The organism is Methylomonas sp. MED-D, assembly GCF_050276835.1.
Classification (GTDB): domain Bacteria; phylum Pseudomonadota; class Gammaproteobacteria; order Methylococcales; family Methylomonadaceae; genus Methylomonas; species Methylomonas koyamae_A.
Window position 1 is genome coordinate 56,186 of sequence record NZ_CP189966.1, and the last position, 25,113, is coordinate 81,298.

28 protein-coding genes and 1 pseudogene are annotated in these 25,113 nt (G+C 53.2%); 20 read left to right on the forward strand and 9 right to left on the reverse strand.

The features are described 5' to 3' along the window. Positions 1–7 precede the first annotated feature (7 nt). The 4 genes from bet (at position 8) to ACQE3E_RS23395 (ending at position 2,981) form a co-directional block, all read left to right on the forward strand. Positions 8–1,018: a phage recombination protein Bet gene (gene bet / locus ACQE3E_RS23380; RefSeq protein ID WP_427501784.1), complete on the forward strand. Its 1,011-nt coding sequence runs from the start codon at positions 8–10 to the stop codon at positions 1,016–1,018. A gap of 99 nt (positions 1,019–1,117) precedes the next feature. After that, the gene (locus tag ACQE3E_RS23385) at positions 1,118–1,465 is read left to right on the forward strand and encodes a hypothetical protein (RefSeq protein ID WP_427501785.1); all 348 of its coding nucleotides are present in this window, start codon (positions 1,118–1,120) and stop codon (positions 1,463–1,465) included. Beyond that, on the forward strand, positions 1,462–2,460 hold the full coding sequence (locus tag ACQE3E_RS23390) for a YqaJ viral recombinase family protein (RefSeq protein ID WP_427501786.1): 999 nt from the start codon (positions 1,462–1,464) through the stop codon (positions 2,458–2,460). The genes ACQE3E_RS23385 and ACQE3E_RS23390 overlap by 4 nt, the downstream gene beginning before the upstream one ends. A gap of 305 nt (positions 2,461–2,765) precedes the next feature. Then, on the forward strand, positions 2,766–2,981 hold the full coding sequence (locus ACQE3E_RS23395) for a hypothetical protein (RefSeq protein ID WP_281020282.1): 216 nt from the start codon (positions 2,766–2,768) through the stop codon (positions 2,979–2,981). Here the strand turns inward: ACQE3E_RS23395 and ACQE3E_RS23400 are convergent. After that, positions 2,978–3,214, reverse strand: coding sequence for a hypothetical protein (locus tag ACQE3E_RS23400; protein WP_427501787.1), 237 nt, complete (start codon positions 3,212–3,214; stop codon positions 2,978–2,980). The two genes, ACQE3E_RS23395 and ACQE3E_RS23400, sit on opposite strands and share 4 nt — an antisense overlap. A 115-nt stretch (positions 3,215–3,329) precedes the next feature. On the opposite strand from ACQE3E_RS23400, the gene ACQE3E_RS23405 reads away from it, so the two are divergent. After that, positions 3,330–3,620 (forward strand): hypothetical protein, encoded by a 291-nt coding sequence (locus ACQE3E_RS23405; protein WP_427501788.1) that lies wholly within the window; start codon positions 3,330–3,332, stop codon positions 3,618–3,620. On the opposite strand, the gene ACQE3E_RS23410 is transcribed toward ACQE3E_RS23405, so the two are convergent. Further along, positions 3,591–3,800 carry a hypothetical protein gene (locus tag ACQE3E_RS23410; RefSeq protein WP_281023467.1) on the reverse strand — a complete coding sequence of 70 codons (210 nt, stop codon included), beginning with the start codon at positions 3,798–3,800 and terminating at the stop codon, positions 3,591–3,593. The two genes, ACQE3E_RS23405 and ACQE3E_RS23410, sit on opposite strands and share 30 nt — an antisense overlap. 131 nt (positions 3,801–3,931) lie before the next feature. Between ACQE3E_RS23410 and ACQE3E_RS23415 the strand changes: the two genes are divergently transcribed. The 5 genes from ACQE3E_RS23415 (at position 3,932) to ACQE3E_RS23435 (ending at position 9,409) form a co-directional block, all read left to right on the forward strand. Continuing rightward, positions 3,932–4,873, forward strand: a complete 942-nt coding sequence (locus tag ACQE3E_RS23415) for an AAA family ATPase (protein WP_427501789.1) — start codon at positions 3,932–3,934, stop codon at positions 4,871–4,873. Positions 4,874–4,931: 58 nt separating this feature from the next. Next, positions 4,932–5,330: a hypothetical protein gene (locus ACQE3E_RS23420; RefSeq protein WP_427501790.1), complete on the forward strand. Its 399-nt coding sequence runs from the start codon at positions 4,932–4,934 to the stop codon at positions 5,328–5,330. 114 nt (positions 5,331–5,444) lie between these two features. After that, positions 5,445–6,647, forward strand: coding sequence for a DUF3150 domain-containing protein (locus ACQE3E_RS23425; protein WP_427501791.1), 1,203 nt, complete (start codon positions 5,445–5,447; stop codon positions 6,645–6,647). An 84-nt stretch (positions 6,648–6,731) separates the two neighbouring features. Continuing rightward, positions 6,732–8,510, forward strand: a complete 1,779-nt coding sequence (locus ACQE3E_RS23430; RefSeq protein ID WP_427501792.1) for a VWA domain-containing protein — start codon at positions 6,732–6,734, stop codon at positions 8,508–8,510. Positions 8,511–8,899: 389 nt separating this feature from the next. Continuing rightward, entirely contained in the window at positions 8,900–9,409 is a 510-nt protein-coding gene (locus ACQE3E_RS23435) for a hypothetical protein (protein ID WP_427501793.1), read from the forward strand. 12 nt (positions 9,410–9,421) lie between these two features. Here ACQE3E_RS23435 and ACQE3E_RS23440 read toward each other — a convergent pair whose 3' ends face one another. Next, complete coding sequence (locus tag ACQE3E_RS23440; RefSeq protein ID WP_427501794.1) at positions 9,422–9,778, reverse strand: hypothetical protein; 357 nt, start codon at positions 9,776–9,778, stop codon at positions 9,422–9,424. 157 nt (positions 9,779–9,935) lie between these two features. Between ACQE3E_RS23440 and ACQE3E_RS23445 the strand changes: the two genes are divergently transcribed. The 7 genes from ACQE3E_RS23445 to ACQE3E_RS23475 all read left to right on the forward strand — a co-directional run bounded on the left by ACQE3E_RS23445 (position 9,936) and on the right by ACQE3E_RS23475 (position 14,662). Beyond that, complete coding sequence (locus ACQE3E_RS23445; protein WP_427501795.1) at positions 9,936–10,517, forward strand: hypothetical protein; 582 nt, start codon at positions 9,936–9,938, stop codon at positions 10,515–10,517. A 108-nt stretch (positions 10,518–10,625) separates the two neighbouring features. After that, positions 10,626–11,249, forward strand: coding sequence for a hypothetical protein (locus tag ACQE3E_RS23450; protein ID WP_427501796.1), 624 nt, complete (start codon positions 10,626–10,628; stop codon positions 11,247–11,249). An 89-nt stretch (positions 11,250–11,338) separates the two neighbouring features. Then, positions 11,339–11,968: a hypothetical protein gene (locus ACQE3E_RS23455; protein WP_427501797.1), complete on the forward strand. Its 630-nt coding sequence runs from the start codon at positions 11,339–11,341 to the stop codon at positions 11,966–11,968. 91 nt (positions 11,969–12,059) lie between these two features. Beyond that, a complete protein-coding gene (locus ACQE3E_RS23460) occupies positions 12,060–12,377 on the forward strand; it encodes a hypothetical protein (protein ID WP_427501798.1) in 318 nt (105 codons plus the stop codon). Then, positions 12,361–12,618: a hypothetical protein gene (locus ACQE3E_RS23465; RefSeq protein ID WP_281023478.1), complete on the forward strand. Its 258-nt coding sequence runs from the start codon at positions 12,361–12,363 to the stop codon at positions 12,616–12,618. Before ACQE3E_RS23460 ends, ACQE3E_RS23465 begins: the two co-directional genes overlap by 17 nt. 104 nt (positions 12,619–12,722) lie before the next feature. Then, positions 12,723–14,375, forward strand: a complete 1,653-nt coding sequence (locus ACQE3E_RS23470) for a hypothetical protein (RefSeq protein WP_427501799.1) — start codon at positions 12,723–12,725, stop codon at positions 14,373–14,375. Further along, entirely contained in the window at positions 14,372–14,662 is a 291-nt protein-coding gene (locus tag ACQE3E_RS23475; protein ID WP_427501800.1) for a hypothetical protein, read from the forward strand. Before ACQE3E_RS23470 ends, ACQE3E_RS23475 begins: the two co-directional genes overlap by 4 nt. A gap of 332 nt (positions 14,663–14,994) precedes the next feature. Here ACQE3E_RS23475 and ACQE3E_RS23480 read toward each other — a convergent pair whose 3' ends face one another. The 4 genes from ACQE3E_RS23480 to ACQE3E_RS23495 all read right to left on the reverse strand — a co-directional run bounded on the left by ACQE3E_RS23480 (position 14,995) and on the right by ACQE3E_RS23495 (position 19,037). Continuing rightward, positions 14,995–16,878 carry a DUF4209 domain-containing protein gene (locus tag ACQE3E_RS23480; RefSeq protein WP_427501801.1) on the reverse strand — a complete coding sequence of 628 codons (1,884 nt, stop codon included), beginning with the start codon at positions 16,876–16,878 and terminating at the stop codon, positions 14,995–14,997. 414 nt (positions 16,879–17,292) lie between these two features. Further along, the gene (locus ACQE3E_RS23485; protein ID WP_427501802.1) at positions 17,293–18,096 is read right to left on the reverse strand and encodes a retropepsin-like aspartic protease family protein; all 804 of its coding nucleotides are present in this window, start codon (positions 18,094–18,096) and stop codon (positions 17,293–17,295) included. Positions 18,097–18,105: 9 nt separating this feature from the next. Further along, positions 18,106–18,450, reverse strand: a complete 345-nt coding sequence (locus ACQE3E_RS23490; protein ID WP_427501803.1) for a DUF6794 domain-containing protein — start codon at positions 18,448–18,450, stop codon at positions 18,106–18,108. Between the two features lie 239 nt (positions 18,451–18,689). After that, positions 18,690–19,037, reverse strand: a complete 348-nt coding sequence (locus ACQE3E_RS23495; RefSeq protein ID WP_427501804.1) for a hypothetical protein — start codon at positions 19,035–19,037, stop codon at positions 18,690–18,692. Between the two features lie 279 nt (positions 19,038–19,316). On the opposite strand from ACQE3E_RS23495, the gene ACQE3E_RS23500 reads away from it, so the two are divergent. The 3 genes from ACQE3E_RS23500 (at position 19,317) to ACQE3E_RS23510 (ending at position 23,872) form a co-directional block, all read left to right on the forward strand. Beyond that, positions 19,317–19,763, forward strand: a complete 447-nt coding sequence (locus ACQE3E_RS23500; protein WP_427501805.1) for a hypothetical protein — start codon at positions 19,317–19,319, stop codon at positions 19,761–19,763. A 258-nt stretch (positions 19,764–20,021) separates the two neighbouring features. Further along, positions 20,022–21,749, forward strand: a complete 1,728-nt coding sequence (locus ACQE3E_RS23505) for a hypothetical protein (protein ID WP_427501806.1) — start codon at positions 20,022–20,024, stop codon at positions 21,747–21,749. Positions 21,750–22,510: 761 nt separating this feature from the next. Beyond that, a complete protein-coding gene (locus tag ACQE3E_RS23510; RefSeq protein ID WP_427501807.1) occupies positions 22,511–23,872 on the forward strand; it encodes a hypothetical protein in 1,362 nt (453 codons plus the stop codon). Positions 23,873–24,361: 489 nt separating this feature from the next. Here the strand turns inward: ACQE3E_RS23510 and ACQE3E_RS23515 are convergent. Both ACQE3E_RS23515 and ACQE3E_RS23520 read right to left on the reverse strand, forming a co-directional pair. After that, positions 24,362–24,672: pseudogene (locus ACQE3E_RS23515) on the reverse strand (type II toxin-antitoxin system RelE/ParE family toxin). Then, positions 24,669–24,920: an antitoxin gene (locus ACQE3E_RS23520; protein ID WP_427501808.1), complete on the reverse strand. Its 252-nt coding sequence runs from the start codon at positions 24,918–24,920 to the stop codon at positions 24,669–24,671. The pseudogene ACQE3E_RS23515 and the gene ACQE3E_RS23520 overlap by 4 nt, the downstream one beginning before the upstream one ends. Positions 24,921–25,113 lie beyond the last annotated feature (193 nt).

Sequence of the window (25,113 nt, forward strand, 5' to 3'; positions counted from 1 at the left end):
AACGATCATGGCTCAACCCCAACGCAACCCCGATAAAACCCGCGACTTGCCCATGCCGGCGACCGCGCAGCAATACGGCCTGACCGAGCAATCCTGGAAAGTCCTGACCGAAGTCACCTTTCCCACGGCCAAAACTCCCGAAGCCATCTTGATGGCCCTGGATTATTGCAAGACCCGCAAACTCGACATCTTCAAAAAGCCGGTGCATATCGTGCCGATGTGGAGTGCCGCTCTAGGCCGCAATGTCGAAACCGTCTGGCCGTCCATTACGGAAATCCAGACCACCGCCTCCCGAACCGGTGTTTGGGCGGGTATCGATCGGCCTGTCTGGGGCCCCGATATCACCCGTACCTTTACCGGCCGTTACAAGGACGATAACGATCAATGGCAAGAATCCAGTGTCACCCTGACGTTTCCCGAATGGGTGGCGGTCACGGTCTACCGGATCGTCGGCGGCAAACGTTGTGCGTTTACCGAGGAAGTCTATTGGCTCGAAGCCTACAGCACCGCCGGCGGTAAGAACTCGCAAGTGCCCACCGCGATGTGGATCAAACGACCGAAAGGTCAGTTGGCCAAATGCGGTAAAGCGGCGTCTTTGCGGGCGGCCTTTCCGGAAGAATGCGGTTATGCCGCCGAGGAAATGGACGGCAAAATCATTGAAATTGATGGTGCCGACGTGATCGATATCGATCCAGCGAACGCAGCGACGGTCGCCGATAACGAGCAACCACCTCACGCTGAAGTCAAGCCGGAGGAAATCGATGTCTCAAAGCTTGATCCAAATTTGATCAAGGCGGTTGAAACCCTGATTAAGCGGACAACCAAGGCGAACGCCTGGGCTGCGGCTGACGCATTCGTCAATGAGCGCTTCAAAGGACTCGACTTGATCTATGCCCGCGCGGAATTGGAAAAAGCCAAACCGAAACCCGCGTTGGAACACACGGAAGGCATGACCCTGCCGCCACTTTCGCCGAAAGACCAGGCGCTAGCGCAGGCTCGCCAAACCTTTAGCCATTAAGCCGACCCACACTGTTCGGTTTTTCATTTTTTTACCCATCCAGGGCGTCATGATTCGCCCGGTGGGCTATTCGTGACGCTCTTCTCTTGGAGAAACGTCATGACTGAAATCACCCCCTTCGATCGCTCCCTCAACCGGATCCCCAGCTTTACCGACTGGAGCCGATACGATTCACCCACTGTCCTGCGCCGGTATGGGCCTGGATATCTGGATAGAACGCTCGATCCGGACACAGAAACCCGACTGTTTCAACGCCGGCATTCCTACGCCGATTTGGAGAGCCTCGCCCAAACCTTCGGCGGCCTGTGCACGCTGTCGGCCGGTTACACCTTATTGCTATTCGACGATGCCCGCTGCGCACAGCGTTGCCATGCGGTATTGAAACAACGCCGACTGGACGGTGTGCTGCACGGCTGCCATATCCGGATCGACGGAGAGTTCGAATGAAGATCGTCGATATCGCCCAACGCAGCGATGCGTGGCGACGATGGCGATCGCAAGGCGTGACCGCCAGCGAAGCGGCAATCATTCTGAACCGCTCGCCTTACAAGACGCCTTGGCGCTTGTGGGCCGAACGGGTCGGCATCGTCCTGGAAGCCAACCTCGACCACCATCCCTTGGTCCGTCGCGGCCGCGAACTGGAATCGCAGGCGGCACAGTGGTTCGAAACCACCCTTGACGAACTGTTGTTGCCCCTGTGCGGCGAGTGCGATCAGTACCCGCTGATCCGTGCCTCGTTCGACGGCATTACCGGAAACGGCGAACCCGTCGAAATCAAATGCCCGCACCCCAGTACCTACCAAACGGTGGTGCGGGAACGCGAGCAATCGGCCGCCTACCAATTATATTGGGTACAAGTCCAGCAACAGCTGTTGGTCGCCGATGCCAAAAGAGGCTATCTGTGCTTCTATCTCGACGACCAGCATGTCAAGGTGTTCGATATCGCGCGCGATGACGCTTTTTTGGTGGGGTTAATCAACGCGACGATTACGTTTTACGGTTGGGTCATCACTAAAAAGGAACCGCCGAAGGATCAGCAGCGGGATTTGTATTTGCCGCAAGGCGACGCCGAGCTTCAATGGCGTCAACTCGCGGCCGAATACCGTGCTCGGCAGAAGAAACTGGAGGCATTGAAAGCCGAAGCCATCCAACTGGCCGAACTGCAAGCCAAGACCGAAGCCCAATGGGTCGCGCAAATGGCCGACTACGTGATCGCCGAACATTCCGGCGTGCGGGTCTGTCGAAGCGTCAGCCAGGGTGGTATCGATTACAAGGCGGCTTTAACGGCCCTGCTCCCGCAACTGACTGAAGCGGAGCTGGCCCCGTACCGAAAGGCTCCGGCCTCGCGGGTCCGGGTAACGTGCCGAGACGACAATGGCAAAAACGCGCAAGTGGCGTTTGATCCGGCGTCCTTGGCCGTGACGGAAAGCAGTTGGTTTTAAATACGTTAGCAACGAACGAACACGACTTCCGTCGTGTTCGTTTCTTTGAGTCGCTTCAGGGCTTGTTTTAAGGTGTAAGCCAAGCCCTCAACCGACTTTTCTAGCGCTATCGTCATCGATACGCTGAAAATCCTGCAGTGCAGGCGTTCCGTCTTCAGGCGGCGATCAAGGGATGTCCTTGGTGGTACCGGGTGCGTCAAACCCGGTTTAATCCGGCCGTTGCTATCAACGGCATTTTCTCAAAACCCGAAGGGGGCATCGCGCCCTATCGGGCCATCGGTGCCCCCGTTTTTTGGAGGTGCACCATGACTCATCAACAAGCGGTTTGGACGTTTTTAACCGATCTGAAACATCGGCGGGAAACCGCTAAACGGTTAGAAGAACTGGCCAAGTCGAATCCGGAAGCGGTGGTAGCGTTTGTCGAAGCGCTACCGGATGGCTGGCAGTTTCAAGACGATTCCGAAACCGATCTGCTCAAACGCCTCCATGCGATGGCGTTAACCCGCATCGCGGAGCGTTAATCCTTCAGCAACTGCTCGTAGGTGACTTCACCGCGTACCAGGGGGCTGGTTCCCGTTTCCAACGCCTGTAGTAAATCGGCGAGAAAGGCGGGCGCACAGGCCTGAACCAAGGCGGCATCGTATTCCGCTGTCGTTTTAATCGTATTGACCGCGTAACCGCGCTGGGCGTTGTGACGTTGTAAGCGGCGAAATTCCGCTTGGGTCAATCGGACTTTACCCGCATGTTCGATCATGCAAACCTCGATCGGTGTTGATGTTTGACATCGTTTGATGACTATACCCACCCCAACAGGGAGACCTCTCCCGCTGGGGGCGTGTCTCCCTTTTAATTTTTTAGGAGATACGACCATGAACTTCAAATCCCTTTTTAAATTTCCACGCCGCGAAGCGTTCATGTCCACGGCGGGCAAGCTGCTCAAACTGGCCGCGTTAAAACCGGCCTCGGTCGCGGGCGCTTTATTGAACCATCCCGATGTCTTTCGGGACCTCAACCCGGCGATCGCCACCACCTTGGTGCTGTCGCTGATCGATCGCGGTCAAACCGACACCTTGCGCCAACTGCTGGCCAGTAAGGCAATCGGCGAAGCCAAAGCCGAGTTATTGGCGGAATTACTCCTCCTGGAGGCATTCGCCGAGTAACACGGCTTGCAGCAAGCGGGATTCGGCACTCGTGTCGCACTCCCGCAAGTCCTCGGCCGCTACGCTCAAGGCCGTATTGTACGCCGCGACCGTCTTTGGCGGTGTGGCTCGATCGGTCATCACCCGAAAGGCGTGGCGTTCCCGGTCGCTTAAACGCAGTTTTTGTCCTAATCGAATCATCGCGGTGTCCTCAATGGTTTAGACCATCATAACCGCGATGACGTATTCATCAACCCCGACAGGGAGGCTCGCTTCCCCACCGGGAGGGCGTCCGCCTCTTTTTCGGGTTTCACCCTGAATCAGGAGGCAGTATGTACCAACAATACCCAATCGCCGAGACCTTCGGCATACCCGCACCGGCATCCATGAAAGTCGAGGGCTTTACGCCTTCTAAAAATCCGTTTGTCCCGGTCGAAAAACCGTATCTGTTCCGGCGCGAGCCGCTCCGCGACGTGCTGGCGTTTTTCGGCAATCCGAACGGCGACGGCTTGTATATCACCGGCCCCACCGGATCCGGTAAAACCTCGCTGATCGAGCAAGTCGCCGCCCGCTTACACTGGGGCGTGCAGGCAGTCGCCGGTCACGGTCGACTCGAGTTCAACGATCTGCTCGGCCAATTCATCCTGACCGGCAACGGCACAATGAAATGGATCGATGGACCCTTGACCAGCGCGGTGCGGCACGGCCAGGTGCTGTTGATCAATGAGATCGACGCCACCGACCCGGCCGAACTGCTCGGCTTGAACGATATCGTCGAAGGCAAGCCATTGCTGATCGCCGCTACCGACGAAGTGGTAAAACCGCATCCGAAGTTTCGGCTGGTCGCGACCGGTAATAGTGCCGGCGCCGGCGATCAATCGGGTTTGTATCAAGGCGTGAATCGTCAAAGCCTGGCCTTCATGGACCGCTTTCGCTTAATGGAAGTGGGTTATCCGGAACCGGCCGACGAAATGACGATGCTCGAACAAGCGGTACCGACCATGCCCGTCAGTATTCGGGAACGCATGATTCAACTCGCCAACGAGATCCGCAAGGTCTTCATCGGGGGCGGCGATTCATCCGGCCTGCTGTCGATCACCATGTCGACCCGCGGTTTGTTGCGTTGGGCCCGGCTCAGCGCCAACTACAAAGGTGCTCCGAATGCCCTGGCCTATGCCTTGGATCGGGCGCTGGTTCTGCGCGGCGATATGGCCGAACGTGAAGCCATCCACCGGATGGCGCAAGACGTGTTCGGTAGCGATTGGCAGGTGTGAGATGACGGTGCTGTATTGGCAGGTCGAATGCCGAGCGCCCCAACCGGACGTGCTCGCCATGAACCACGCCTTGCACCACTGGCGATCTTGCATCGACCAATGGCAGCAAGGCCTAGGACTGAGCGGGTCACCTTGGCCGAATTGGGAGTCGTTGTTGCAACTGAGCGCAGCCGGATGCAGCTTCGACACCAGCGGCCAAATTCATCCAGAACACGGCATTACCCCGTGGCTCTGGCTGACGGCTTTAAAAAAAGCCGGCTGGAATGGCATCGACGTGGGCATCGTGACCGACGCGATGCGCGAACTCTCGACGGACTTACACCAGGAAGTCGAGCTGTTGCAACCATTCGGTCTTGATCTGGCGCAAATCCGGCCTGTGGCGCAAGCCTTGGGCTTGCTGTTGCCGGCCTTGGATCTGCTCGACGCGCTGGGCGACACCGACAGTGCCTGGTTTTAACCGGTCACGGTCTTTACATTTTTAATCCAGCCTGTTTAACACCAGGCTTTATCAACCCGGAAGGGGCTTACACTGCCCTTCGGGGCTGTCGTAGGCCTCTTTTAAGGAGGCACTATGACGCAGTGTAATCAAATCCTGGACCGCGTGGTCCTGGTCAAAATCGACGCCAACATCTACGGCGCGCGGAAAAAATTGCGCAAAGAAGATCTGGTGCTGGCCGACGGCAGCGAATTACCGCCCGAGGACTTGGCCAGTTTAGGCTCCAAGCGCTTGCTCGACCCCGATGAATTGGCGGATTTCAATCGCCTGAAAAAGGCGGGTGAACGCCACTGTCTACGGGTCGGTACCCGCTTTATGGGCGGTTTTGTGGTGCCGGTCGAACACACGGCCGACATCGTGGCGGAACTTGAAAAAATCGCTTTGGAATTCGCCACGAAAAAAGCGAGTTTCCTGGCGGGCTACGACGATGCGGTGCGCGATTGGATCGCTAAACACCCAAGCTTCGCCGGCATCATCGAAAAGGCAATCGACCCCATGCCCTACGTGGCCACGAAGTTGGGTTTCGACTTCATGGTGGTCGCTATCCGGCAACCGGAAGCCGCCAGTCCGGGCGATGTCGCGCGGCTGGAACAGCAAATCGATTCGATCGGCGGCCAGTTGTTTCACGAAGTGGCTGTCGATGCCCAGTTGTTGCTGGAACAGTCATTGATCGGAAAAGAGCAAGTCACTCGCAATGCCTTGCGGCCGATCAAACGGATTCGCGACAAACTGGATGGCTTGGGCTTTCTGGATCATCGCGTAGCGCCCATCGTCCGCTGGATCGATACCTTGTTGCAAACCATCCCCAGTCGCGGTGCGATCGAGGGAGCCTTGCTGCAGGAAATCCTGGCGATGACCCTGCTGTTGGCCAATCCCGACCAGCTTCGCCGCCACGGCGAAGGCTTGTTGACGATGCAGCCGGCGGTGACGGACGACGACGATACGGAGGCCTTGGCGCCCTTGGGCGACGAGACAACGCCGGTATCGCCACCCGCCGCCGATCCGCTTCAATTCAGCCTGCTCGAACCGACCGAGGCACCCGCGATCGATCCGGAAGCGCTGTTTGGCGACTTGTTCGACGACTTGCTGACCGGTGACGGCTATCAAGAAGCGAACGATTCGACCTACACCAATCCGGTTTCCGTTTCGGACGGCAAGCTTGAATCACCCGCCTTGGCCGCGCAAGCGCCCAAAGCGGACCGAGAAGACGAACCTCAAACCCGAGGCAATGCGGTCTCCGAGCCATCGGCGGAAGCGGTTGCCGATTTCTGGTTTTAAGCGTTTTTTTATCCACCCTATCGGGGCAATGCGACACGCCCCTTCGGGCTTGTGGCTTGCCCCGGTTTTTTTAAGGAGCAAGCCATGAATTCAACTTTAGAACGTGCGTTTCCCATCGTGGCGGCCGCCATCGGCAACCGCTTTGGCATTCCGGTCTCGGTCGGCGGCGCGAACGCGTACACCGACGGCCATTCGATCCAGCTGCCGGGCTATGACGGCACCGATCCGGATTATCAGACGGTCGCCTGGGGCTATTTGGCCCATGAAGCCGCCCATCTTCGGTTTTCGGATTTCGAGATCGACTACGGCGATTCGGTGCTGCGCCGCTACCTATGCAACGTGATCGAAGACGTGCGGATCGAGCATGAACTGACCAAGACCTATCCTGGCACTCGGCTAACCTTGGCCAAAATGATCGAAAAAATGATCGCCGAAGGGAGCTTCGTCGCACAGACCGCCACCGACCACCCTGCCAATATCCTAACCGGCTACATTCTGAAACGGCTCAGGGCGACGGTGTTGGGTCAAGCGGTACTCACCCCCTTGGTCGATGCCACCCGAGAGGCGTTACGCGATGGTTTTCCGCGCGGCGCGCTGATTCGTTTGGAAGGTCTGTTATCCGAAGTGCCTAACGCCTTAACCTGCGAACGGGACTGTCTGGACCTGACCGATCGGATTTTGGCGATGATCGAACAGGAATGTACCGAACCGACGGACACGTCGGCTAGCGGTGATTCGGACTCGGAGAATGACGACAACGCCGCCTCCGAGGATGATAACGATCCATCCGACACGGACACCGAGCACGAGGATTCGTCATCGTCCGGTTCAGACGCAGACGGCGCCGAAAGCCTGACCGATCCCGAAGACCCGGCCCCGTCCGATCAGGACGACGAGCCTGGAAACGATTCGGCGGGTGCGGATAACGCTTCGTCCGGAACGGATCAGCCGGCCCAGCAGGACGATAGCGCTACGCCGTCTTTAATGGACCTACTGCGTGCCACGTCCGAGCAGGACCTGGAACCGGACTGGTTCGAAACGGTGAAAGCGCAATTGCGCCTGGCACCGGGCACCTATCACGACCTGATCTTACCGAACGGGCTCATCCCGACCGGTAGCCGCTTGGTCGGTCAAGCCTTGGCCCAGCGGGTGGCACAAGACAGCAAAGCCTTGCGCGTCGCGTTGCAAAGCGCGGTGCAAGCTCACCGGCAAATCCGGCCGCAAGCCGTGCGCAACGGTCGGCGCATCGATCCTCGCCGCTTATCCAAGCTGGCGTTGGGCGATACGCGGGTGTTTTGCCGATCAGGGCACCAGGTCTCGCCGAACAGTGCGGTACATTTGTTGTTGGATACCTCCGAGAGTATGGGTGCTGAAATCGTGATCGATAATGTCGCGGTCACGTTACTGAGTCTGGCACTGGACGCGGCGATGGCCTTGGCCCTGGCGTTGGAAAGTATCCAGGGTGTCAATCCCGCGATCACCGCCTTTCCGGGCGCCGACGATGCGTCGGTGCATCAAGTGTTACGCCACGGCGAAAAAGTCCACGGCAGTTTCGGACGTTTTTCGCTGTCGGCGGCCAATACCACGCCGATGACCCAAGCGGTCTGGTTTGCCGCGGCGCAATTGCTGCAATGCCGCGAACCGCGCAAGGTGCTGTTAGTGATCACCGATGGGGTGCCCAACGATAAAGCGGGTACGCTGTCGATCTTAAAACGGTGCCAGGACAACGGCATCGAAACCCTGGGTATCGGCTTGGGCGTGGAGGTGGGCCATTTATTTCCGGTCGCCCTCAGCATCCAACACGTGTCCGAACTCAGGCATCAGCTGTTCGAACTGTCCAAAGCCGTGCTATTGGCGGCTTGAGCGGTTTAAGGTGATTTGAAGCGTGCCGGTACGCGTTGCAGGATTTCATTTCGATGAAGTCCTGCCCGTATCGGCCACCCTATTGCCAGCGGCTAGCGATCGGGCTAGAGTAACGCAACCCTCATAAGAGCCGGTTTTCTCATGCGTGGTCCAGGACTTCGCATCGCAAAATCGACTTCATGCGTTCTTTCGAGAATGCTGATTCCGGCCACGGCCGGCGTTCCGTCTTCAGGCGGCCAGCAAAATCACCTTTTGCTGGTATCGGTTGCGTCAATGCCGATCCTTCATCCGGCTTGTTTACAAGCCTTTATCCATCCCGCTTCGGGCGCCACTGCCCGAGCCGGGTCGTGCGTTTGAAGCTTTTTCTTCCGCTTTGGAAGGAGGTTTCCATGCACTTGATCATCGGTACCATTCTGCTTGCCTTATTCATCCTGGCCATCCGGGTGATCTGGTATACCTACAAGACGGCCCGGTTCTGGTTTAGCCAACACGGGGCGTTCTGGCAAAGCCAACGCTTAGCCAACCCGTCGGTCAGGCCCGCGCTACCCGCGCGCTTTACCGCACAAACCGCACGGCCCGCAGCGGATTGGGAGGATCTTTCCCAAACGATTCGGGCGAGCCTTTTGGAACGCAACCAAAGCGACGCCTATCGGCTCGAGAAACTCGATGTCGATCTGCAGGTTAAGTTGAAAACCCAAGCGATTATGCAGGCGGATATTCAAATCGCCGAGCTGCAACGCCGCTTGGCCGAAGCGCAGGCACTACTCAAACAGCCCGTGAAAAAACGGCGAAAATCGGATGCGGCCTTGGCTACACCGGTTAAAAAGCCCAGTCCCGCGGCCGGTTTGCGCAAAGCCTTGCAAGGCGATAAAGGTACGACCGGTTCGATTGTGCATTAATCGGGCTGGGCATCAGTGCAGCCGGGTCGTCACCGACGGCAGGCGAAACACGTTGCAACGCCGCAATTCTTGCTCGACATCGAGATCGAGCAACGGTGCAATCTGGACAATCGTATCCCGCCTAAATGCGCGGATGCGAACTAACAGCGGTCCTGCCACTTGGGGATCGGGGATGTTCGTCAATACGTCGACCTCGTAGTCGTTCAGATCCGCGAGGATCTTGCGATAGCAGTCGAAGTGACGTTTACCAGGTCCCACCAGAACCGCCATTGGCTTACGTTCGGGTTGGGGTCGGGGTTTAGGTGGCGGATCGATGAGTCGATCCAGCCACTTCACCCATTCAACGATTCGGGTCCATGTTAGGTTCATCGGCTGACCTTTAAAAAGGGAAGGTCCGATTACCGTACAACGACTTTTTCATAACGCAACCGTCCGTCCTTACGGCCGGCGGCAAAGACTTATTTAACCCTGGCGGGATCCACATCCCTCGGGGTGACGGTTCCCGCCGATCACGGAGGGAATTACCATGTCATCCTTACCCGCTCCGGTTTCGGAGATTGTGTACCTTAACCAATACCGTTGCCCCTATTGCCAGATCGAATGGGACGACGAATGGAGTTGCGCCTGCAACGACCATTGCCCGTCGTGCAATGCCGAAATCGAACCGTACCACAGCGAAGTGGCCGCCGACGAGCATCGATCGCCGGCCTATGCCGTGACCTACACCCTCGATTACACGCACCGGGTGGTGGTCGGCGTCGTCGCTGACAGTCCGGAACAAGCCCAATCGATCGCCGAAGCCGCGTTCGACGACGGCTCGATTTGGGACGACACCCCGCAAATGCCGCTGCTGTTCGACGACTTCGAGGAAGTCGACGGCGAAACCTTGCAATGGGAAGTCACAGCGGTCGACGTCTGGCCCAAGGCCGACTCCTCGGTGGTGAAGCTCCGTCAAGAACGCACCGCGATGGCGGTGTGCCGCGGTCTGATCGGCGCCTACCAGCGTGGTGAAGACGCCGGCGGCAGTATCGATTGGTCGGACTTAGACCCGCTGATACCGTTAGCTCAAGAAGCGCTTGGGTTGTCTGATTCAGACCCAGCCGCTTAATCAACCTTCGGCTCTTCGCGGCATTCGCGGCGAGCCTCATTATCAATCCCTGCGGGAATGTCTGTTCCCGACTGGGGCGTGGTGTTCCCGCTTCAACTGGAGAACATCATGCAAAACCCCATTATTGAACAGACCAGTCACGGAAATACAGTTCGCTATCAGCGTCTGCCGTCCGGCACCTGTTATCACGAGGACACACCGCAAGACGTCATCGATCTACTTGAGGAAGTCCAGGGTACGCAACGGAAAATCCGTTTGTACTATGGCGACCCGGCAACGGGACAGTCCTGGTTCGACGAGAACGACGTGATCGGCACCATCGGACGATCGGGCGGCAACATCAAGGTGCCGTTGCTGATCGAATCGGGTGAAATCGGCGGTCCGGCCATTCTGGACCACTGTATCGTGCGGATCGACAGTCCGTTTCGGACCCTTTACCAGCACCCGACTTTTCGGGTCGGCGACATCGCCGTCCAACAAGGCGTGCACGTCGATCATCCGTGGTCGGTCATGATCGACGGCCAAGTCCACGCCGGCTTTGCCACCAAACGGCAAGCGAATGTGTTTGCCGCCTTCATTCAGGGCAAACGGTTTGCGATGCCGATCGACAAGCACGGCGTGAATGAGTGCGAAAGCGATGACTTGCCCTGGCAAGTCTGGTTGAACGACAAGCTGAAGGCCGCGTTTTTATCCGAAGCCGAAGCTAATCGCTATTGGTACGCGTTGCAGTAACCGCGCGCGACTCAAACCTTATCGAACCCCGACGGGTATCACACCCGTTTGGGTGGTGCCTGTCGGGTCTTTTTCTTAGGAGAAACACCATGACAGACCACCGACAAAACCCTGACGATGCCATTAAACGCACCGTACAGCAATGCTTGACGGACCAAGGCTGGATTGCGCTCGACAGCGTGGCCATCGCCACTAAGTGCTACGCCACCGCGGTCGGACCGAAGCAAGCCTATGTCTACTTAGCCCTTTGGGGCTGCGAATGGGTGTTGACGGCCGACTACGACAGTCAAGGCGGCAATATCCTGGAATCGGTTCGCGTGACCTTGCCCGAAACGGCCGATACCGATACCGATGAAATTCGGCGTTTGACGGCCGCGTTATCGGACCAGATCGACGCGCGGATAGCGGATAGCTACGCCGTCCGTCTGATCCGGAACGAACCGCAAAAACGGCCCTTCCCGCTCGGCACCGCCGTGGCGACGCCCGGTGCGATCGCCCTACTGGAAGAGACGTTGCTCGATCCTGGCCACTTGCTCTCGCGTCACGCCTGCGGCGATTGGGGCGATCTATGCGACGAGGATCGTGCGTTGAACGACGCTGCATTGGAACAAGGCGGCCGGCTGATGTCGGTGTACCGGATTTCCGAGCAGGACACGGTTTGGGTCATTACCGAAGCCGACCGCTCGGTGACAACGGTGTTGTTGCCGGACGAGTATTAACCCGATCTTTTTTTCAATCCACCCTGGCGGGGAGCGCAGTCTGTCCCGTACAGGGATGCTGCGCTACTCGCTGTTCAAAGGAGGAATCACCATGAGTACGCATGCAATGTTTTCGACTTACCCCTCACAAACCACCGCCGCCGTGCGGGCCCGGTTATCCGATGTCGGCGTCGACATGACGGCGTTGTTGGACCGACATGCCAGCGGCGATTGGGGCGATATCAATCTGGACGACGAACAGGAAAACGGCCTGTCCCTCGTCTGCGGCGGACCGATCGTGTCGCAATTCAAGCTGTCCGGCACGGACGGTATTCGGATTGTGACCGATACGCAGCGGCGCACGACGTTGATTCGTCTGGCGACCGAGACGTTCGAACTTCGCGGGAGTCGTCGTGATGCCCGTACTTGAACAGTTCAGTCTAAAGCGGACACGCTGTTCGCTTGCAAACTGGCTGCAAGCACACGGCATTGACTGCAATCAAGCCAGTTTGAAGAAATCATTCGAATTTTACGGGATGACGTTTGCGCTATTAGCGACACTCGGACTCGCGTTTGTTTCGGTCGAAGGATCGCTGATTTTGATGGTTGCCATCATTGTGAATGCGCCATATTGGCTGGTTAAAGGCTACCAGCGATTTAAACGGCGTTAATTCAGCGATCGACTTTTAAACCCAATGACTCGGGGAAACGGACATTCCCCGCCAGGGGTGCGTCTTGGTTTCCCCGAAATTCAACATCCATCGAGGAAAAAATCATGAACGCACCACTACAATTGAAAGTCAACGCTGAACGATTAGTCCACAGTCTGAAATGGAGTTTCACACATCAGACCACGTATTTGGGTGAACTGATGCAGAATGCCCGGCGTGCCGGCGCCAGTTATGTCGCATTCGACTACTGCGCCGAAACCAACACCTTGACCGTGACGGACGACGGCTGCGGAATCGATTCGCTCGACACCCTGCTGACCGTTGCCGAGTCCGGCTGGGACGTGGAATTGATTGCGAAAGAACACGCGTTTGGCGTGGGCTTTCTCTCGGCGTTATTCGCCTGCCGGCATCTGGGCTTATCCAGTAAGGGCGGGTGTTTTTCGGTCGATACCGATCATATCCTGGGGTTTCAACCGGTGGAGGTTTCGCCGGCGACCGCTTGGAACGGTCTGACCGAAATCAGGCTGGTCGATATCGCCAACGGTTCGCTCGAAAACACCTTGGCGGACTTAGCGGCCGGTTTTCCGATTCCGGTGCATTTTAACGGAGTCCCGTTACCGCGACCCCACGCCGTCGATGCTGTCGATGCGGCGGAGTTCGTGGCGTCGGCGGTCGGCGCCATTCGCTTGGCCAATCTGCTCGATGGCTATCGGTATTACCGGGATTGCCTGGTGTATTTACAAGGCCTACCGGTCTATCGAGGCCATTATTACCGGATCGGGGACACCCGCTACCCTGGCAATATCGTGCATCTGGATAGCGAACGATTCATGGCTCGCTTACCGGATCGCGACAAATTGGTGGATGAAGCCGATGTACTTCAGCGAGTTCGTGAAGCGATCGGCACGGCGATCAAAAGCCAGCTCACGGCACTGAAAACGGCCTTGAGCGCGGACGATTTCCTGGCCTATTACCCGGTGCTACGCGAGTCCGGCTTGATGCGCTTGCTCAACGATGTCGATCGACTGCCCACGCAGCTGGTCTCCCGCATCCAACGGCCGCCGGTCTGCGATACCGAACTGTTTGGTGACTTTGAGGAAACGGTTGACCATCCGATCACTCAATCCGCCGTCGAAAGCGGACAAGTGCAATTGGTGACGATTGACGACGATCTTCAGTCCGATGGGGCCTTAAGATATTTGCTGGCCTGGAAAAAGGGCTGGGTGCTGGTCGATAACCGGTTGGACGCCGGGCATTGGGTGCAGCCCTATTTGCGGCACTTGAGCCAAGAAGCAGTGCAGTGCGAGATCCTCGACGAATCGCATCGCGCGCAATTTCAAGGCATCTGGGCCTGGGTCATGGCGGTGTTTTGCCGGGCTTACCGAATCCGGATCGGCGCCGATAGTGTGGACATCGATGCACACGGTGCTTATACCGGCAACGAGCAAGACGACATCGTCCTAATTCCCTGCCAAGAAAAGTGGGGAGACGTGCTGGAACAGGTGTCGCGATTCTGCGAAAACGACGATGACTATCAGGGTCCTTGTCACGATCAGGATATCGCGCAATTCGCCCACTTCATCGTGGCGAATACCGCCGACGATCCTGCCGACGCGCTGAAACGACTCTTGCCGGATCTGACAGGATGCAAAATGCTACACGGCAACCGGTTTGTATTGGAAATCGATCAGAATGGGCAATTGACGGCCGTCACGTTAGCGAATGCCACGTTAACCGACCTCGAGCCGCCGTCATGACCTGCAAATTCATCGTGGACGTGCAAACGCTGGATACCGAACCTGGCCATCCCGACTCCCCTTTTTCGCCGCCGGCGGATTGGGAAGACGGGAGCACCGAGTACCGAAACTGGTTGAGAAGCCAATTCAAAACCAGTCCCTGGGTTCGGCAACGACTAGGGATTGCCGCCCGGCGTTATGCCAAGCGGGAAACCTTAGACTTTCAAGGCCGGTTCGGCGCAGTATTGCCGGCCATCCTGGACAGCATGTTGAAGAAATTGCAAACCGAGCCATCGGTCGGCGATTAACGGATACCCCCCTGACGCTTGCGTGAGGGGGTATTTTTTTGCGCAACCGATATCAATTGCGTATCCCGACCGAAATCAGCCAGGCATTCCGATTAAAAACCGCCACTGGTTCCGATGTAAACCAGGGCTATCGATTCGGATATGATAATGCCATAGATGAATGACAGCTTTTGGAAGTGATGAACTGTCTCAATCGACCCCAAGCAGACTATCGATAAATTTTCCGAATGACAGCAAGTTTATGATTATCGGTCATAGTCACCTATTACATTTTTCGTGAACTGACATTGCTTGTCCTTGATGAGTTATACCGACATTTTTTTCATCGGCCACTAAGGAACGTTGTCTTCCATAGCCCCAGGATTGGCATCTTTTTGCGCTGCAGCATTCCACCAAGTGTTAAAAATGAGCCTCAAACCTAACCACCATGCGTAAATGGCAAACTCGGAGTAGCAGTCGTCCTCTTCTAACAGACCATGTGCGAGTGCGTTGCGCAAGTTTGGACCAAACGCATCGCAAAAAAGAGCCTTGAGTTCGAAAGCTAAATCTTCACCAAACACTTGTTTCGCTTCGGGCATGTCCATTAAGGTACTCAAGCCATTCTCGTTTTCTATGCCATCTTTATCGAGGTTCGAAGTTTTTGCCCCCGCTTGCTTAAGATGTATTCGTACCATATGTTCGATTTGTGGAATCAGCAAATGTAGAACTGATACGAAGTCGCGGTCGAACCCAGAGAACAAGGCTTTACCAAACAGGCGTTCCCGCCCTTTGGGTACGATGGGCGACTGCCCCGCCAATCCTATAAAATCAGCTTCCCGTAAGCGATGTTCAAGCAATAAAACTTCAAGTGCGGGCCAGATGTCACCTCGAACGACGATGTTGACTAGTATCCCGTAGTCTCGGATCATCTCTGGATAGATATTGGCCTCATCATCTGAAGTTGATTCAATATCCAAACCCATTCCTGATTTTTTGGCAATTACCCTACCATCGGGACTCATCACCATTGTCGATGAGAAGAATGATTGCAAAGGAAACTGCCTCATGCGCTTGAGTGCGTCCTTGCGAAGTTGATCTACTTTTGCTCCAGTATGAAGGTTTACAAATGCTTTCAACGCTTCGACAAGAGGTTTTCCGCGCACGGCTTCACGAGAATTCTCAATCAGCTGAGTGAGATCAATACCAGGTGTACTGATCACTCCCATCTCAGCTAATGATTTTTCTCCCGAATCGTTCAAATGAGAGCGAAGTTCGATAATACGTTCGTCGACACGGTAAGCTGCACGCTCGGATCGGGGTATCGTCCGATAGGTTTGTATGGCATTTTCATAAAACGTCGCGGCCAACATATGGCTAGGATTTTCCGACGAACATTGGAATACCGCTTCTTTGACCCAACCCTCGGACAACGCCACGATCATTGACGCCGCCTTTGATTCATCTCCATTGCGTTTAAACCATTCTGCTGAAGCGCTGAAATATTCGCGTGCACGGTGCAGGTCGCCCATCCCGTCGAAACTCTGTGCCAGAAATTCGAGTTTCTGAGCAATGCTCGAACCTTTATCACGACCCAATCCATATGTTTCAAGCAAATCAGCCAACCAAACACCCAAGAAGCCATCGGCACTAGTCGCGGCTAAAAATGCATCAAAAATTGCAGCTTCCATTTCTGTAAGTCGATCGCCAGCTCCCGCCTTGAGCATACGAGCCAAGCTGAGGGCTCGTTTCCAACATTCACAACCACCTCGAATCCAGGTTTCTGTATCAAGAGAAATCGACCGATAACTATCGATAGCAAGTTGCGCAAACTTTACGTTTCGGGGGGAGCTTTTCAGCCAAACAAGGTCGGCAATACGAGCCTTGAGCCAATTGTCATCCACAAATTCGACAATATCGGCAAGGAATTCGATATCAGCATCCAAAAGATCATCAGGAATGACGGAGCGGCGCCCTTCCATCTCCATAAATGGTTTGAAAGGTTCGTTGAGGCTTTTAGGGGAAAGCGCCATCGAACAGATATCCGCAAATAGCCATAGAATTTTTGCCCTGACTGATTCCCCTTCCTCAGTGGCTTGCCTTGATCCAGAAGAAAAGGCTCGCCACAAAGATAAATATCCCTGCCAATCAGGTATATTGCTCAGTATGTCTTTCCATTTGCAATTCAAAAAATCATTGTAACTAATCTCAACATTTGCGGGATATCTATCCTTGTTCATTTTGGCCTTAAAGAATTATTCTGGTTAAGAAATTAGTCTGAATTTTATATACGCTCTGACTAGGTTGCCTTATCAAATATGCGCCTAGCAAAAAGTTACCGTAAATTTTGAGACAAACTCACGTCCAATTTTATCAATGGTGTTTTCACGGAACAGAAACGAGGTCAAGTCTTGCAATAAAGCATTTATAGTGAATACGTAAGGCAGCTATCTATTCAAGAGCTGTCATACGTAACAGTAACGTATGAGGCGGCTTTTGGCCGATCAAAGGCATTCAAAATCTGGCTGGGTTTGTATCGGAATCGGTGGCGATCGGAATACGCAATATGCACGCAACGCCTCTATAAAGATAGCTAGCTATGCAAAATATCTTATAGCTAGCTATCTTTTACTACACTGAAGTATCAAACAACGCTAGTGGTCGCTGTACGTCGTCGTGCAGACTTGTTGCGCGTTACAATTTACCGTCTTTTTCACCTTGGTCACTCGCTTGACTTCCGGTGTAGCGATCGGTTGCTCGACGGCCAGTGTATTGGGCCGAATTGGGACTGCGGAAATCGCTGGGGCTCTAACAATTTGTTCCGGTGACGAACCGTTGGCCACCAAGGTCATGGTATTACCGCTTTGGGTGATGGTGAAAAGTTTCAAGGTATTCATGCCAATGAGCACTTCGTCCAGATGCTGATTGATCGTTGCATCAAGATTTCCGATTTCGGCGTTGCCAATTTTCAGGCTGGTGATTTGCGTCAGCCGATCGACGACCTTCCCGCCGGCCGTATTGGTATTGACAGGCCTACCCACGGGCAGATTGGCGGCGTAGGCTAAATTCGCTGGAATCGAGGTGATGGTCGCCCCGGTATCGATCAAAAAAGGCATCGGCACATGATTGATCAGTACGGTTCCTCGGAAGTGTCCTTGGCGATCGGCTGTTATTTCAAGCCCTCCTGAAATGGGGACATCAGCCGGATTGCCCAGAGGAATTGAAAGGCTTGGGGATGCGGGCGGACGGGCTGCTCGTTGTTTTAAAAGTCGATCGGCACCCAGCCAAAGACTGGACAGCATCAATGCCGGAATTAAAAGGTATTTCAGACTTCCAGATTTCCGTTGGGGCGGATTCGGACGGTTAATGTGTCTGAGCGAAGATCCAAAATCGTTGCCACCTGGCTTCGACGCCGACTGATGTTTCTCCCAGTAATAGTCTCGATCTTGTATGCCCATGCCACGCTCTCACGGTTGTAACGTTCGCCATAATGCGACCAATATAACCTGCGAAGCGTCGTCAGGATGATAAGTACCGCACGCCGCCAACAAATCACCGCCCGTTCGGTTCAACCACGCATTCCGGATCGCCAAACCAAGGTTGAAATGGAGGTTGTACAAATCGTCTACCGCCATGCCAGCAATGGCCTGTTTGTCCTCTTCAAGCAAAATCCATTGCAGTCGCTCGACCGCTTCGGAAAGTGTGGTCGGCGGATTTTCGAGTTTCAACGTTGACCCATTTGTTGCCAATGTACGACCTCGGTGTCTGGTAGCATTTGGAAGATTTGTTGATATAAGTGTAGCGGCTTGCAATCTAAAATACCTAAACCAGCAATCAGCCGCCGCAAACCAGGATTAGGTGCATCTGCGGAAATTTCGGCGGTTTCGACTTATGAAACTTATTCGGCTCCAGCAGTCCAGAAAACGCTCGATTTTCTTGCTATGGTATTTCAAAGCCAGTGATACCAAGAGCTATAGGACTGCGTTAGTCATTTACGAAGCAATCCTTATCATCCCCATAAAAAACCAGTACTAGACGGGCTTTTGATTTTTTAATACTCACAATGGCAATACAGGTACGTTTGACCTGGCTGTAAAATATAGGCAAGGCAGGAACCGAATTGACCGCAGCCACCAGCGCATCTGGTTGGGCTTGAATTATGGCAATCGCTTGGGCGCTTTTGTTCTACCTCAGAGACATCAATTCCCTTCATTTTCGCAACGGCAACACTGTAGTCTTCGAACGTGCCAGGCTGCCAAAGCTTTTTACCTTCTATTTCGACAAGTTTAAAGCCATAAGGCGCATGAAACTTTTCTGGAATATCGAGCAAATCCGGCGTGAACAATTCGGCATAGTCAGATGGTTCCAGACGAAAGATACCTTCACAAACTTCAATCATAAATCCTCTTTGCTTTGTTTAACATTGAACATAAAAAGCCCGGTTAATAACGGACTTTCGTTTGGCTGACTATAGGTCGGCAATAAATATTCATCTCTGATAATAAAGTATCATATTTTCGATTGCAAGCCGCTACAAATATGCATATAAAAACTGCATGCGGAATCGCGGGCATAACGTCATTAACTAATGACGGGGAACAAGCTTTAGCCACAGAATACGGAAAAAATAGTATGCTAAGCCATTTTTCAGCGATCAAAACTACAAAGGACTCGATGTATGAAGGTAAAAAAGATTCGCCGAGCCATTCGGGAACAATTGACAGGCGCAGGAGTAGGAAACTATGCAACGGTATCCGCGTGCCTTCCAGTTTTGCAAGAATATACAAAGGAGGCAATAAGCGCCGGTCGGCAAACCGACGCCGATGCAATATTAGTAGCAGTAATTCATGCGGATTCGGTACTGGTCGCATTAGTAGTCGGCCGTTCAATCTTATTGGGGGACGGTGTTCGCGACTATTTGTCAGAATATCATGACGACATCGAGGAACACACGCGTCATTGCATTGATTGGATGGTCGATAACGCGACTGACGGACTAAAAGACGAAAATCAATGCCTGGTCGTGTTACGAGACACCGACGATAATAGATGGCGAGGGTTTAGAGGCGACCAACCAATGACTATCGAAGAAATCAAGGCGAGCGGCCGGGCACGACTCAATTAACAACGACGAAATAGACACACGTTGCGCAATTTACCTGGCGGCCGATGCGTTTGGAGCCACTAATAGATACGGTACAATTTCCCTGGATAATGCCACACTGGAGGCGGGCGTCGAATGGACTGGGAACGCACACACCGCCATTGCCGATACATTGACCACTGTCGATTTGGTTAACGCAATTGGAAATAGTTATAGCGAACTATGCCGGCAGCTCGAAGAGCTAGAGGCTGCGACACCGGCATAAAAAACAAATAAGACATGACAACAAAAACAACGCAAATACCATTCGATAACTTTATTGCATCACTTATAAAAAATGGTTACTCCGATGAGGTAAGAGAATTTACTAAAAGCATCGAAACGAAACCGCGAATGGTTCAAGACTTTGCGAATTCTTTTAATCGCCTTATAGGCGCTTGGGTGGATGTACTGGAAAATAACGAGGTACAACCAGGTAAATTGGAAGAAGCCGAAACATCGAATACCTGGGACAATGAACATACGGTAATGATAGTGTCCGAGGCGATATTCGACTCATATCTGGAGTTAAAGGAATTCTGCAATGCAAATGCACGGACTCTGGGGTATTTTCTGGAGTTTATCAATCATCACTCCGAAGTAACGGCGCGAATTGGATGGATCGACGAGCGCCCACAAATCGGCCGCATATTATGGGATTCCCTAACCATCGAGGTGTCCGATCCCGTAATAGAGTACGTTCGATTAGCAGAATTCTTTGATGAAGTCGGCGATGAGGTTAAATATGTTTGCGATCCAAAACCAAAAGAGCAGCCAGACCCGCCACTTTACAGTTTACATCCAGAGCGATTTAAGGCGTTCCACGCGTGCGCAGAACAGATAGGCAAAATCTATCGCCAGCAAGTTGATCCTAATACCGGCTTTTTAACCGTTCCACTGTTAAATAAATTGATGCAACACGCGTGTGACGAAACGAATAACAAGGTATTGAATTATCCACGTCGCCTAACCTTAGATTCACCCAGTCCGTCTCACGTCATAGAGTCAGTAGAGGTGTTATCGACTGCATACGGTCGGTTTGTCCAAGCGGGCCGCCAGATTATGAAGTTTCCACCATCATTGATCGAAATGCTGGCAAAAACGGATGTTGACGAAATCCCGCTTAACTTGTTGAAAACACCATTCTCAGCCCAATACCTATACTTTGGCATGCAAAAGCACTTGGAGTTAGATGAGGGCTGGTTTGTCGATGGGGCATACGTTGAAACAAGAGGAACCGCCGGGGATATACGTTTTACAATCACAGCCATTCCGTCAGATAGGCAAAAATCACGCCTTTGGTTTGTGATCCCGGAGCCACACTACACACAGGATTTTGTCGGCGAATTCCGCGAAAAAACCCTAGCGACTGCCGTTTATCAAGTGTTTAACGATAACAAAACAACACTTGTAAAGAGAGCCACAGGCGGCGGTGGTGATATTACACAAAAGGTATCGGACGAATTCGGCAAGATGGGCGAGTCAATGCCGGACGCGCTAAACATTGTGGACGTTTCGCCGGCAATGTCCAAGCAACGGATAGAACAATTGACAAAACGCCATCCGATCTACCACGAAACGCTAAAATTAGTGATAAATGCGCTTTGCTATGTGACCGCGTACCCAGACGATATTGAAACGGTCTGGCCCGATGAAACACCAGTCAAGTTAAAAGCGAAGGCCGAAGCCGGAAATGGTAAAGAGTCGGCGAGAGCAAAGTCGAAATTAACATCAATGGGATATGTGCAAGTACATATCTGCGGAAAAAAGATCGATGAACAGCGCAAGTTAATAGGAGCCTCAACAGGAAGTCACCCAGCAAGCCATTGGCGGCGTGGCCATTGGCGAAATCAACCGTATGGTGAAGGTCGCGCGCTTCGCAAGTTGATTTGGTTAATGCCAGTTCTAGTTGCACCTAACGTCAATAATGATCCGGAAAACGGACATATATATTTGGTATCCAAGTAAATGGTTAGTGGGAAAAATTAAAAGATGCCTTTGCCAAAAAAATAACGGATCAGCGTTCTCTTCTCGACTCAACAGGTCGATTACAGTACTCTTTTTCATCGTGGCGTATCCTTGTGTTTGATCGTTTTGTTTGGTCAGAAATAATCAACCAGATACGCCGCTTCTCTTCAACTCCAAACACCAGATTCAGTTATAGTGCATATTCCAGCCCAATCCAGCCACCGATTCCGATTGAAAACCGCCACCAGTTCCAACCCAAATTCCGCCATCGATTCCAATCGTATAGCCGTCACTTATTCCGATATCATTGCGCCAGACCGGAATGAGGGTTTTTGGTAACTCTAACTGTCGCAATCGACCCAAACCAGCCTATCGAGATTCTCCAAACCGGTCATTCAGAGAAATACAGATTCCTGAAGCTGCAGGACTACAAAGCTGACGTTCGCAACCTCAACCAAGCGGGCAGTACGAACTTTGAGAGCACGAAATGTGCTTGTGGGCGCGGGTTGGGTGGAGTGCAATATTAGGGCCAATGAACCCATAGAAATCGAACTCCTTACTCAGGAGGCAAGAACGAGCAACATTGCAACATCCAGAAGCAATTTCCAACGCAGCTTGAATAACTCATGGAAGCGAAAATCCCTTGCAGGTTACAAAGTAATTGTGGTCACATAATTTTCGTGGTAAATAATCTATTAATGGCTTAACAATTTGTCAGGCCATTTTCCTATTGCCACAGCTAAAAAGAAAGGGGGGGGCGAATGCAATTACAGAAAAGATTAGCGCACGTTATCCAAATTATTGCACTATGTTTATTCCTTTCCCCAAGCGTATCGACGGCACAGGCTCCCCTTGCCGCAGGGGCGGAAATTGCCGGTTCATTAGCAGTGAGCGATCTCATTACCCAACTCAGAAATTCGCTCATCTCAGTCAGTGACAAGATTTCTTCGGATGTTTCTAGAAACTCGTTCGAAGTTCGCGAACACATAGCTTTGCTTATTCAGTTGATCGATCAGCTTGGGCAATCGTTAATTGGCAAGACGTTTGAGCAACTTGATAAAGAACAACGAGCCATCTTCTTGAACATCAATAACTCGGTAGTACAGATGCAAAATGCTGCTAGCGTTACTCTTGTGCAGGTGGATGATATTGTAGCGCGGACGAATGATGCGTTTGGAACGCTTCCGGGGGCTGATCGCAATCCTCGTGTCTTGCGGTATGGGCCTGCTTACGTTGTTGGAATCGCACCAGAAACAAAGCCAGCAGCAGGTTCCGACATTCCGGTTAATGTGTCAGGGTCTTGGCTCGGGATTGGCGAACCACTCTTGGCTTTCGGCGGAACCCCTTGCCGGCTGCAAGGTAAGACCGAAACATCGCTTTCCTTCAACTGTCCATTATCCGCCTTTGTGTCTGGATCGAAGGTTGAATCGTTCAGTGGCAATTTGACGGTATTTCGTGAAAAGACGTTCTGGGAGGATATTAAGAACGTCTTCGTCGAGGTTCCTACCAGACTTGACTACAAGCTTGCGATATTTACGGTTCCACAGACTATGGGAACGTATAAAGTTAGTGCGATTGTAGCAACATCCAACACAGAAGAAGTCATTCGTCAAACTCAGGATTTTTATCACAGTAATGGTCATTGTGAGGGGCGTGCAAATCCTGTTTGGACTGTAAATGCAACGACCGGTTGGAAAATAGACGTAAACAGCATTCAGGTACACGAAAATACGAAAAATGGAGATAGCCAAAATCACGGTGCTTTTAACCGAACGGAAAACGGTTTTCAAATGGGGGGTATTGTGCGGAACGAAGGAACCTGCGTTGGGCCTTTTAAGGATGCGAGGGGGTGGCTTGGTGTACGCGCTACTTATCGAGAATACCGAACGATAGATGGCACGGCTAATGCTGGTCCATGGAGTGGTGTATTGGAATGGGGAAAAGATGTGCCCGTTACATTACCAAATAATGCAAAGTCTTTTCGGGTCGAAGTAATGCGAGTTGATGGCCGATTGCTTGTTGACGAAAGTGCCCCCCAAAATCGGGGTTGGCACACCATTGAATACAACCCAACGAGTCGTAGTTTGACGATGAAAGTTCAACCTGTTGCGAACGCCCTCTAAATTCTAGGAGATAAACATGGGCTACATTTTTGTCTTTGTGCTTCATGCCTTATCACGGAAGAGAGGGTAACGGCCGATCATTGAACTCAATTGACATTGAAACTGAAGCGATGAAGGTTTCTTAACGGCCTGGGTGATGCTGTGATAATGCCAATTTGGTCGCCGAATACCTGACATTCGGCTGAGCCACCGGATACCTGAACTATTGAAATTGGATAGTGAGCCCGAAGGTCGGGTATTGGCCGGTCGGCGACACTGGCGGTTTCGATTGGAATGCCTAGCGGTTTTGAAATTGGAATCGGTGGCTGATTTCGTCGGAATACGCAGTTATAGCTCGAAAATTACGGGCAACCGCTTATTCAATGGCGTCGAAATCGTGGCTACCGATATTGGGGTTGTAAGCCGGAACCCCAGAAATTACCGTCATCATTAAGTGGGCACAAGCAACCATTTCACCTGCCGTCATTTCGATCATGGCTGCCCAAGCCATCACTCTTTGAGCCGGTCAGCCAGTCGTGTCATCAGGTCCATGCGCTCATGAAAAATAGCCACGATCAGAGCAGGCGCTCCCTCACGCGGTAGACAGAAGACGTAATGATGTTCGTACCGCCCCATCCGTAGAGCCGGAAAAGTGCACTCATGTCTTTGAATACACCCCGGCCATCGGCGAGGCTGGCGATACCTTGTTCCAACGTAGCGATGTAGTGGCGCACTTGCGCATCGCCCCATTGCTTGCGGGTGTAGCGGACAATGCCGCGCAGGTCGGATTCTGCGGCCGCAGTGAGAATGTAGCCGGTCAAGCCTGGCCCGCGGTCAGTTCTTCATCGAGAATTTCGCTGATGCTCTTGGTAGACACATTGCCAGCAAGTCCCTCGTGGATGCGGGTATCGAGCAGGGTTTGCAGCTCCTTCCATGCTTGATTGGCATCCGCATCGCCGGGAAACAGCCTTTCCAGCGCGTATTGCTTGATGGTCTTGCCCTGCAAGGCAGCCAGTGCTTTCAGGCTTTGGTGCTGCTGGTCTGTTATGTCGATGGTTAGGCGACTCATGGGTTAATCTCCAAATTTACACATCCCCACATCCCCACATTAGCACCTATGTGCTAACGGATCAAACCGTTGTCCATCATCACATTGACGCAGGTTGTCATAACACATTTACAACTCGGCGGTCCTGTCGCGGCAGCTGACGAAGTAAGTGGAGCGCGGCAACGTCAAGGCGCTAGCGTTGATCACACAGATG

What these genes read in the sequence shown, in the direction of transcription:
- bet (WP_427501784.1), top strand. Translation starts at nt 8, where the DNA reads ATGGCTCAACCCCAACGCAACCCCGATAAAACCCGCGACTTGCCCATG.
- ACQE3E_RS23385 (WP_427501785.1), top strand. Translation starts at nt 1,118, where the DNA reads ATGACTGAAATCACCCCCTTCGATCGCTCCCTCAACCGGATCCCCAGC.
- ACQE3E_RS23390 (WP_427501786.1), top strand. Translation starts at nt 1,462, where the DNA reads ATGAAGATCGTCGATATCGCCCAACGCAGCGATGCGTGGCGACGATGG.
- ACQE3E_RS23395 (WP_281020282.1), top strand. Translation starts at nt 2,766, where the DNA reads ATGACTCATCAACAAGCGGTTTGGACGTTTTTAACCGATCTGAAACAT.
- ACQE3E_RS23400 (WP_427501787.1), bottom strand. Translation starts at nt 3,214, where the DNA reads ATGATCGAACATGCGGGTAAAGTCCGATTGACCCAAGCGGAATTTCGC.
- ACQE3E_RS23405 (WP_427501788.1), top strand. Translation starts at nt 3,330, where the DNA reads ATGAACTTCAAATCCCTTTTTAAATTTCCACGCCGCGAAGCGTTCATG.
- ACQE3E_RS23410 (WP_281023467.1), bottom strand. Translation starts at nt 3,800, where the DNA reads ATGATTCGATTAGGACAAAAACTGCGTTTAAGCGACCGGGAACGCCAC.
- ACQE3E_RS23415 (WP_427501789.1), top strand. Translation starts at nt 3,932, where the DNA reads ATGTACCAACAATACCCAATCGCCGAGACCTTCGGCATACCCGCACCG.
- ACQE3E_RS23420 (WP_427501790.1), top strand. Translation starts at nt 4,932, where the DNA reads ATGAACCACGCCTTGCACCACTGGCGATCTTGCATCGACCAATGGCAG.
- ACQE3E_RS23425 (WP_427501791.1), top strand. Translation starts at nt 5,445, where the DNA reads ATGACGCAGTGTAATCAAATCCTGGACCGCGTGGTCCTGGTCAAAATC.
- ACQE3E_RS23430 (WP_427501792.1), top strand. Translation starts at nt 6,732, where the DNA reads ATGAATTCAACTTTAGAACGTGCGTTTCCCATCGTGGCGGCCGCCATC.
- ACQE3E_RS23435 (WP_427501793.1), top strand. Translation starts at nt 8,900, where the DNA reads ATGCACTTGATCATCGGTACCATTCTGCTTGCCTTATTCATCCTGGCC.
- ACQE3E_RS23440 (WP_427501794.1), bottom strand. Translation starts at nt 9,778, where the DNA reads ATGAACCTAACATGGACCCGAATCGTTGAATGGGTGAAGTGGCTGGAT.
- ACQE3E_RS23445 (WP_427501795.1), top strand. Translation starts at nt 9,936, where the DNA reads ATGTCATCCTTACCCGCTCCGGTTTCGGAGATTGTGTACCTTAACCAA.
- ACQE3E_RS23450 (WP_427501796.1), top strand. Translation starts at nt 10,626, where the DNA reads ATGCAAAACCCCATTATTGAACAGACCAGTCACGGAAATACAGTTCGC.
- ACQE3E_RS23455 (WP_427501797.1), top strand. Translation starts at nt 11,339, where the DNA reads ATGACAGACCACCGACAAAACCCTGACGATGCCATTAAACGCACCGTA.
- ACQE3E_RS23460 (WP_427501798.1), top strand. Translation starts at nt 12,060, where the DNA reads ATGAGTACGCATGCAATGTTTTCGACTTACCCCTCACAAACCACCGCC.
- ACQE3E_RS23470 (WP_427501799.1), top strand. Translation starts at nt 12,723, where the DNA reads ATGAACGCACCACTACAATTGAAAGTCAACGCTGAACGATTAGTCCAC.
- ACQE3E_RS23475 (WP_427501800.1), top strand. Translation starts at nt 14,372, where the DNA reads ATGACCTGCAAATTCATCGTGGACGTGCAAACGCTGGATACCGAACCT.
- ACQE3E_RS23480 (WP_427501801.1), bottom strand. Translation starts at nt 16,878, where the DNA reads ATGAACAAGGATAGATATCCCGCAAATGTTGAGATTAGTTACAATGAT.
- ACQE3E_RS23485 (WP_427501802.1), bottom strand. Translation starts at nt 18,096, where the DNA reads ATGGGCATACAAGATCGAGACTATTACTGGGAGAAACATCAGTCGGCG.
- ACQE3E_RS23495 (WP_427501804.1), bottom strand. Translation starts at nt 19,037, where the DNA reads ATGATTGAAGTTTGTGAAGGTATCTTTCGTCTGGAACCATCTGACTAT.
- ACQE3E_RS23500 (WP_427501805.1), top strand. Translation starts at nt 19,317, where the DNA reads ATGAAGGTAAAAAAGATTCGCCGAGCCATTCGGGAACAATTGACAGGC.
- ACQE3E_RS23505 (WP_427501806.1), top strand. Translation starts at nt 20,022, where the DNA reads ATGACAACAAAAACAACGCAAATACCATTCGATAACTTTATTGCATCA.
- ACQE3E_RS23510 (WP_427501807.1), top strand. Translation starts at nt 22,511, where the DNA reads ATGCAATTACAGAAAAGATTAGCGCACGTTATCCAAATTATTGCACTA.
- ACQE3E_RS23520 (WP_427501808.1), bottom strand. Translation starts at nt 24,920, where the DNA reads ATGAGTCGCCTAACCATCGACATAACAGACCAGCAGCACCAAAGCCTG.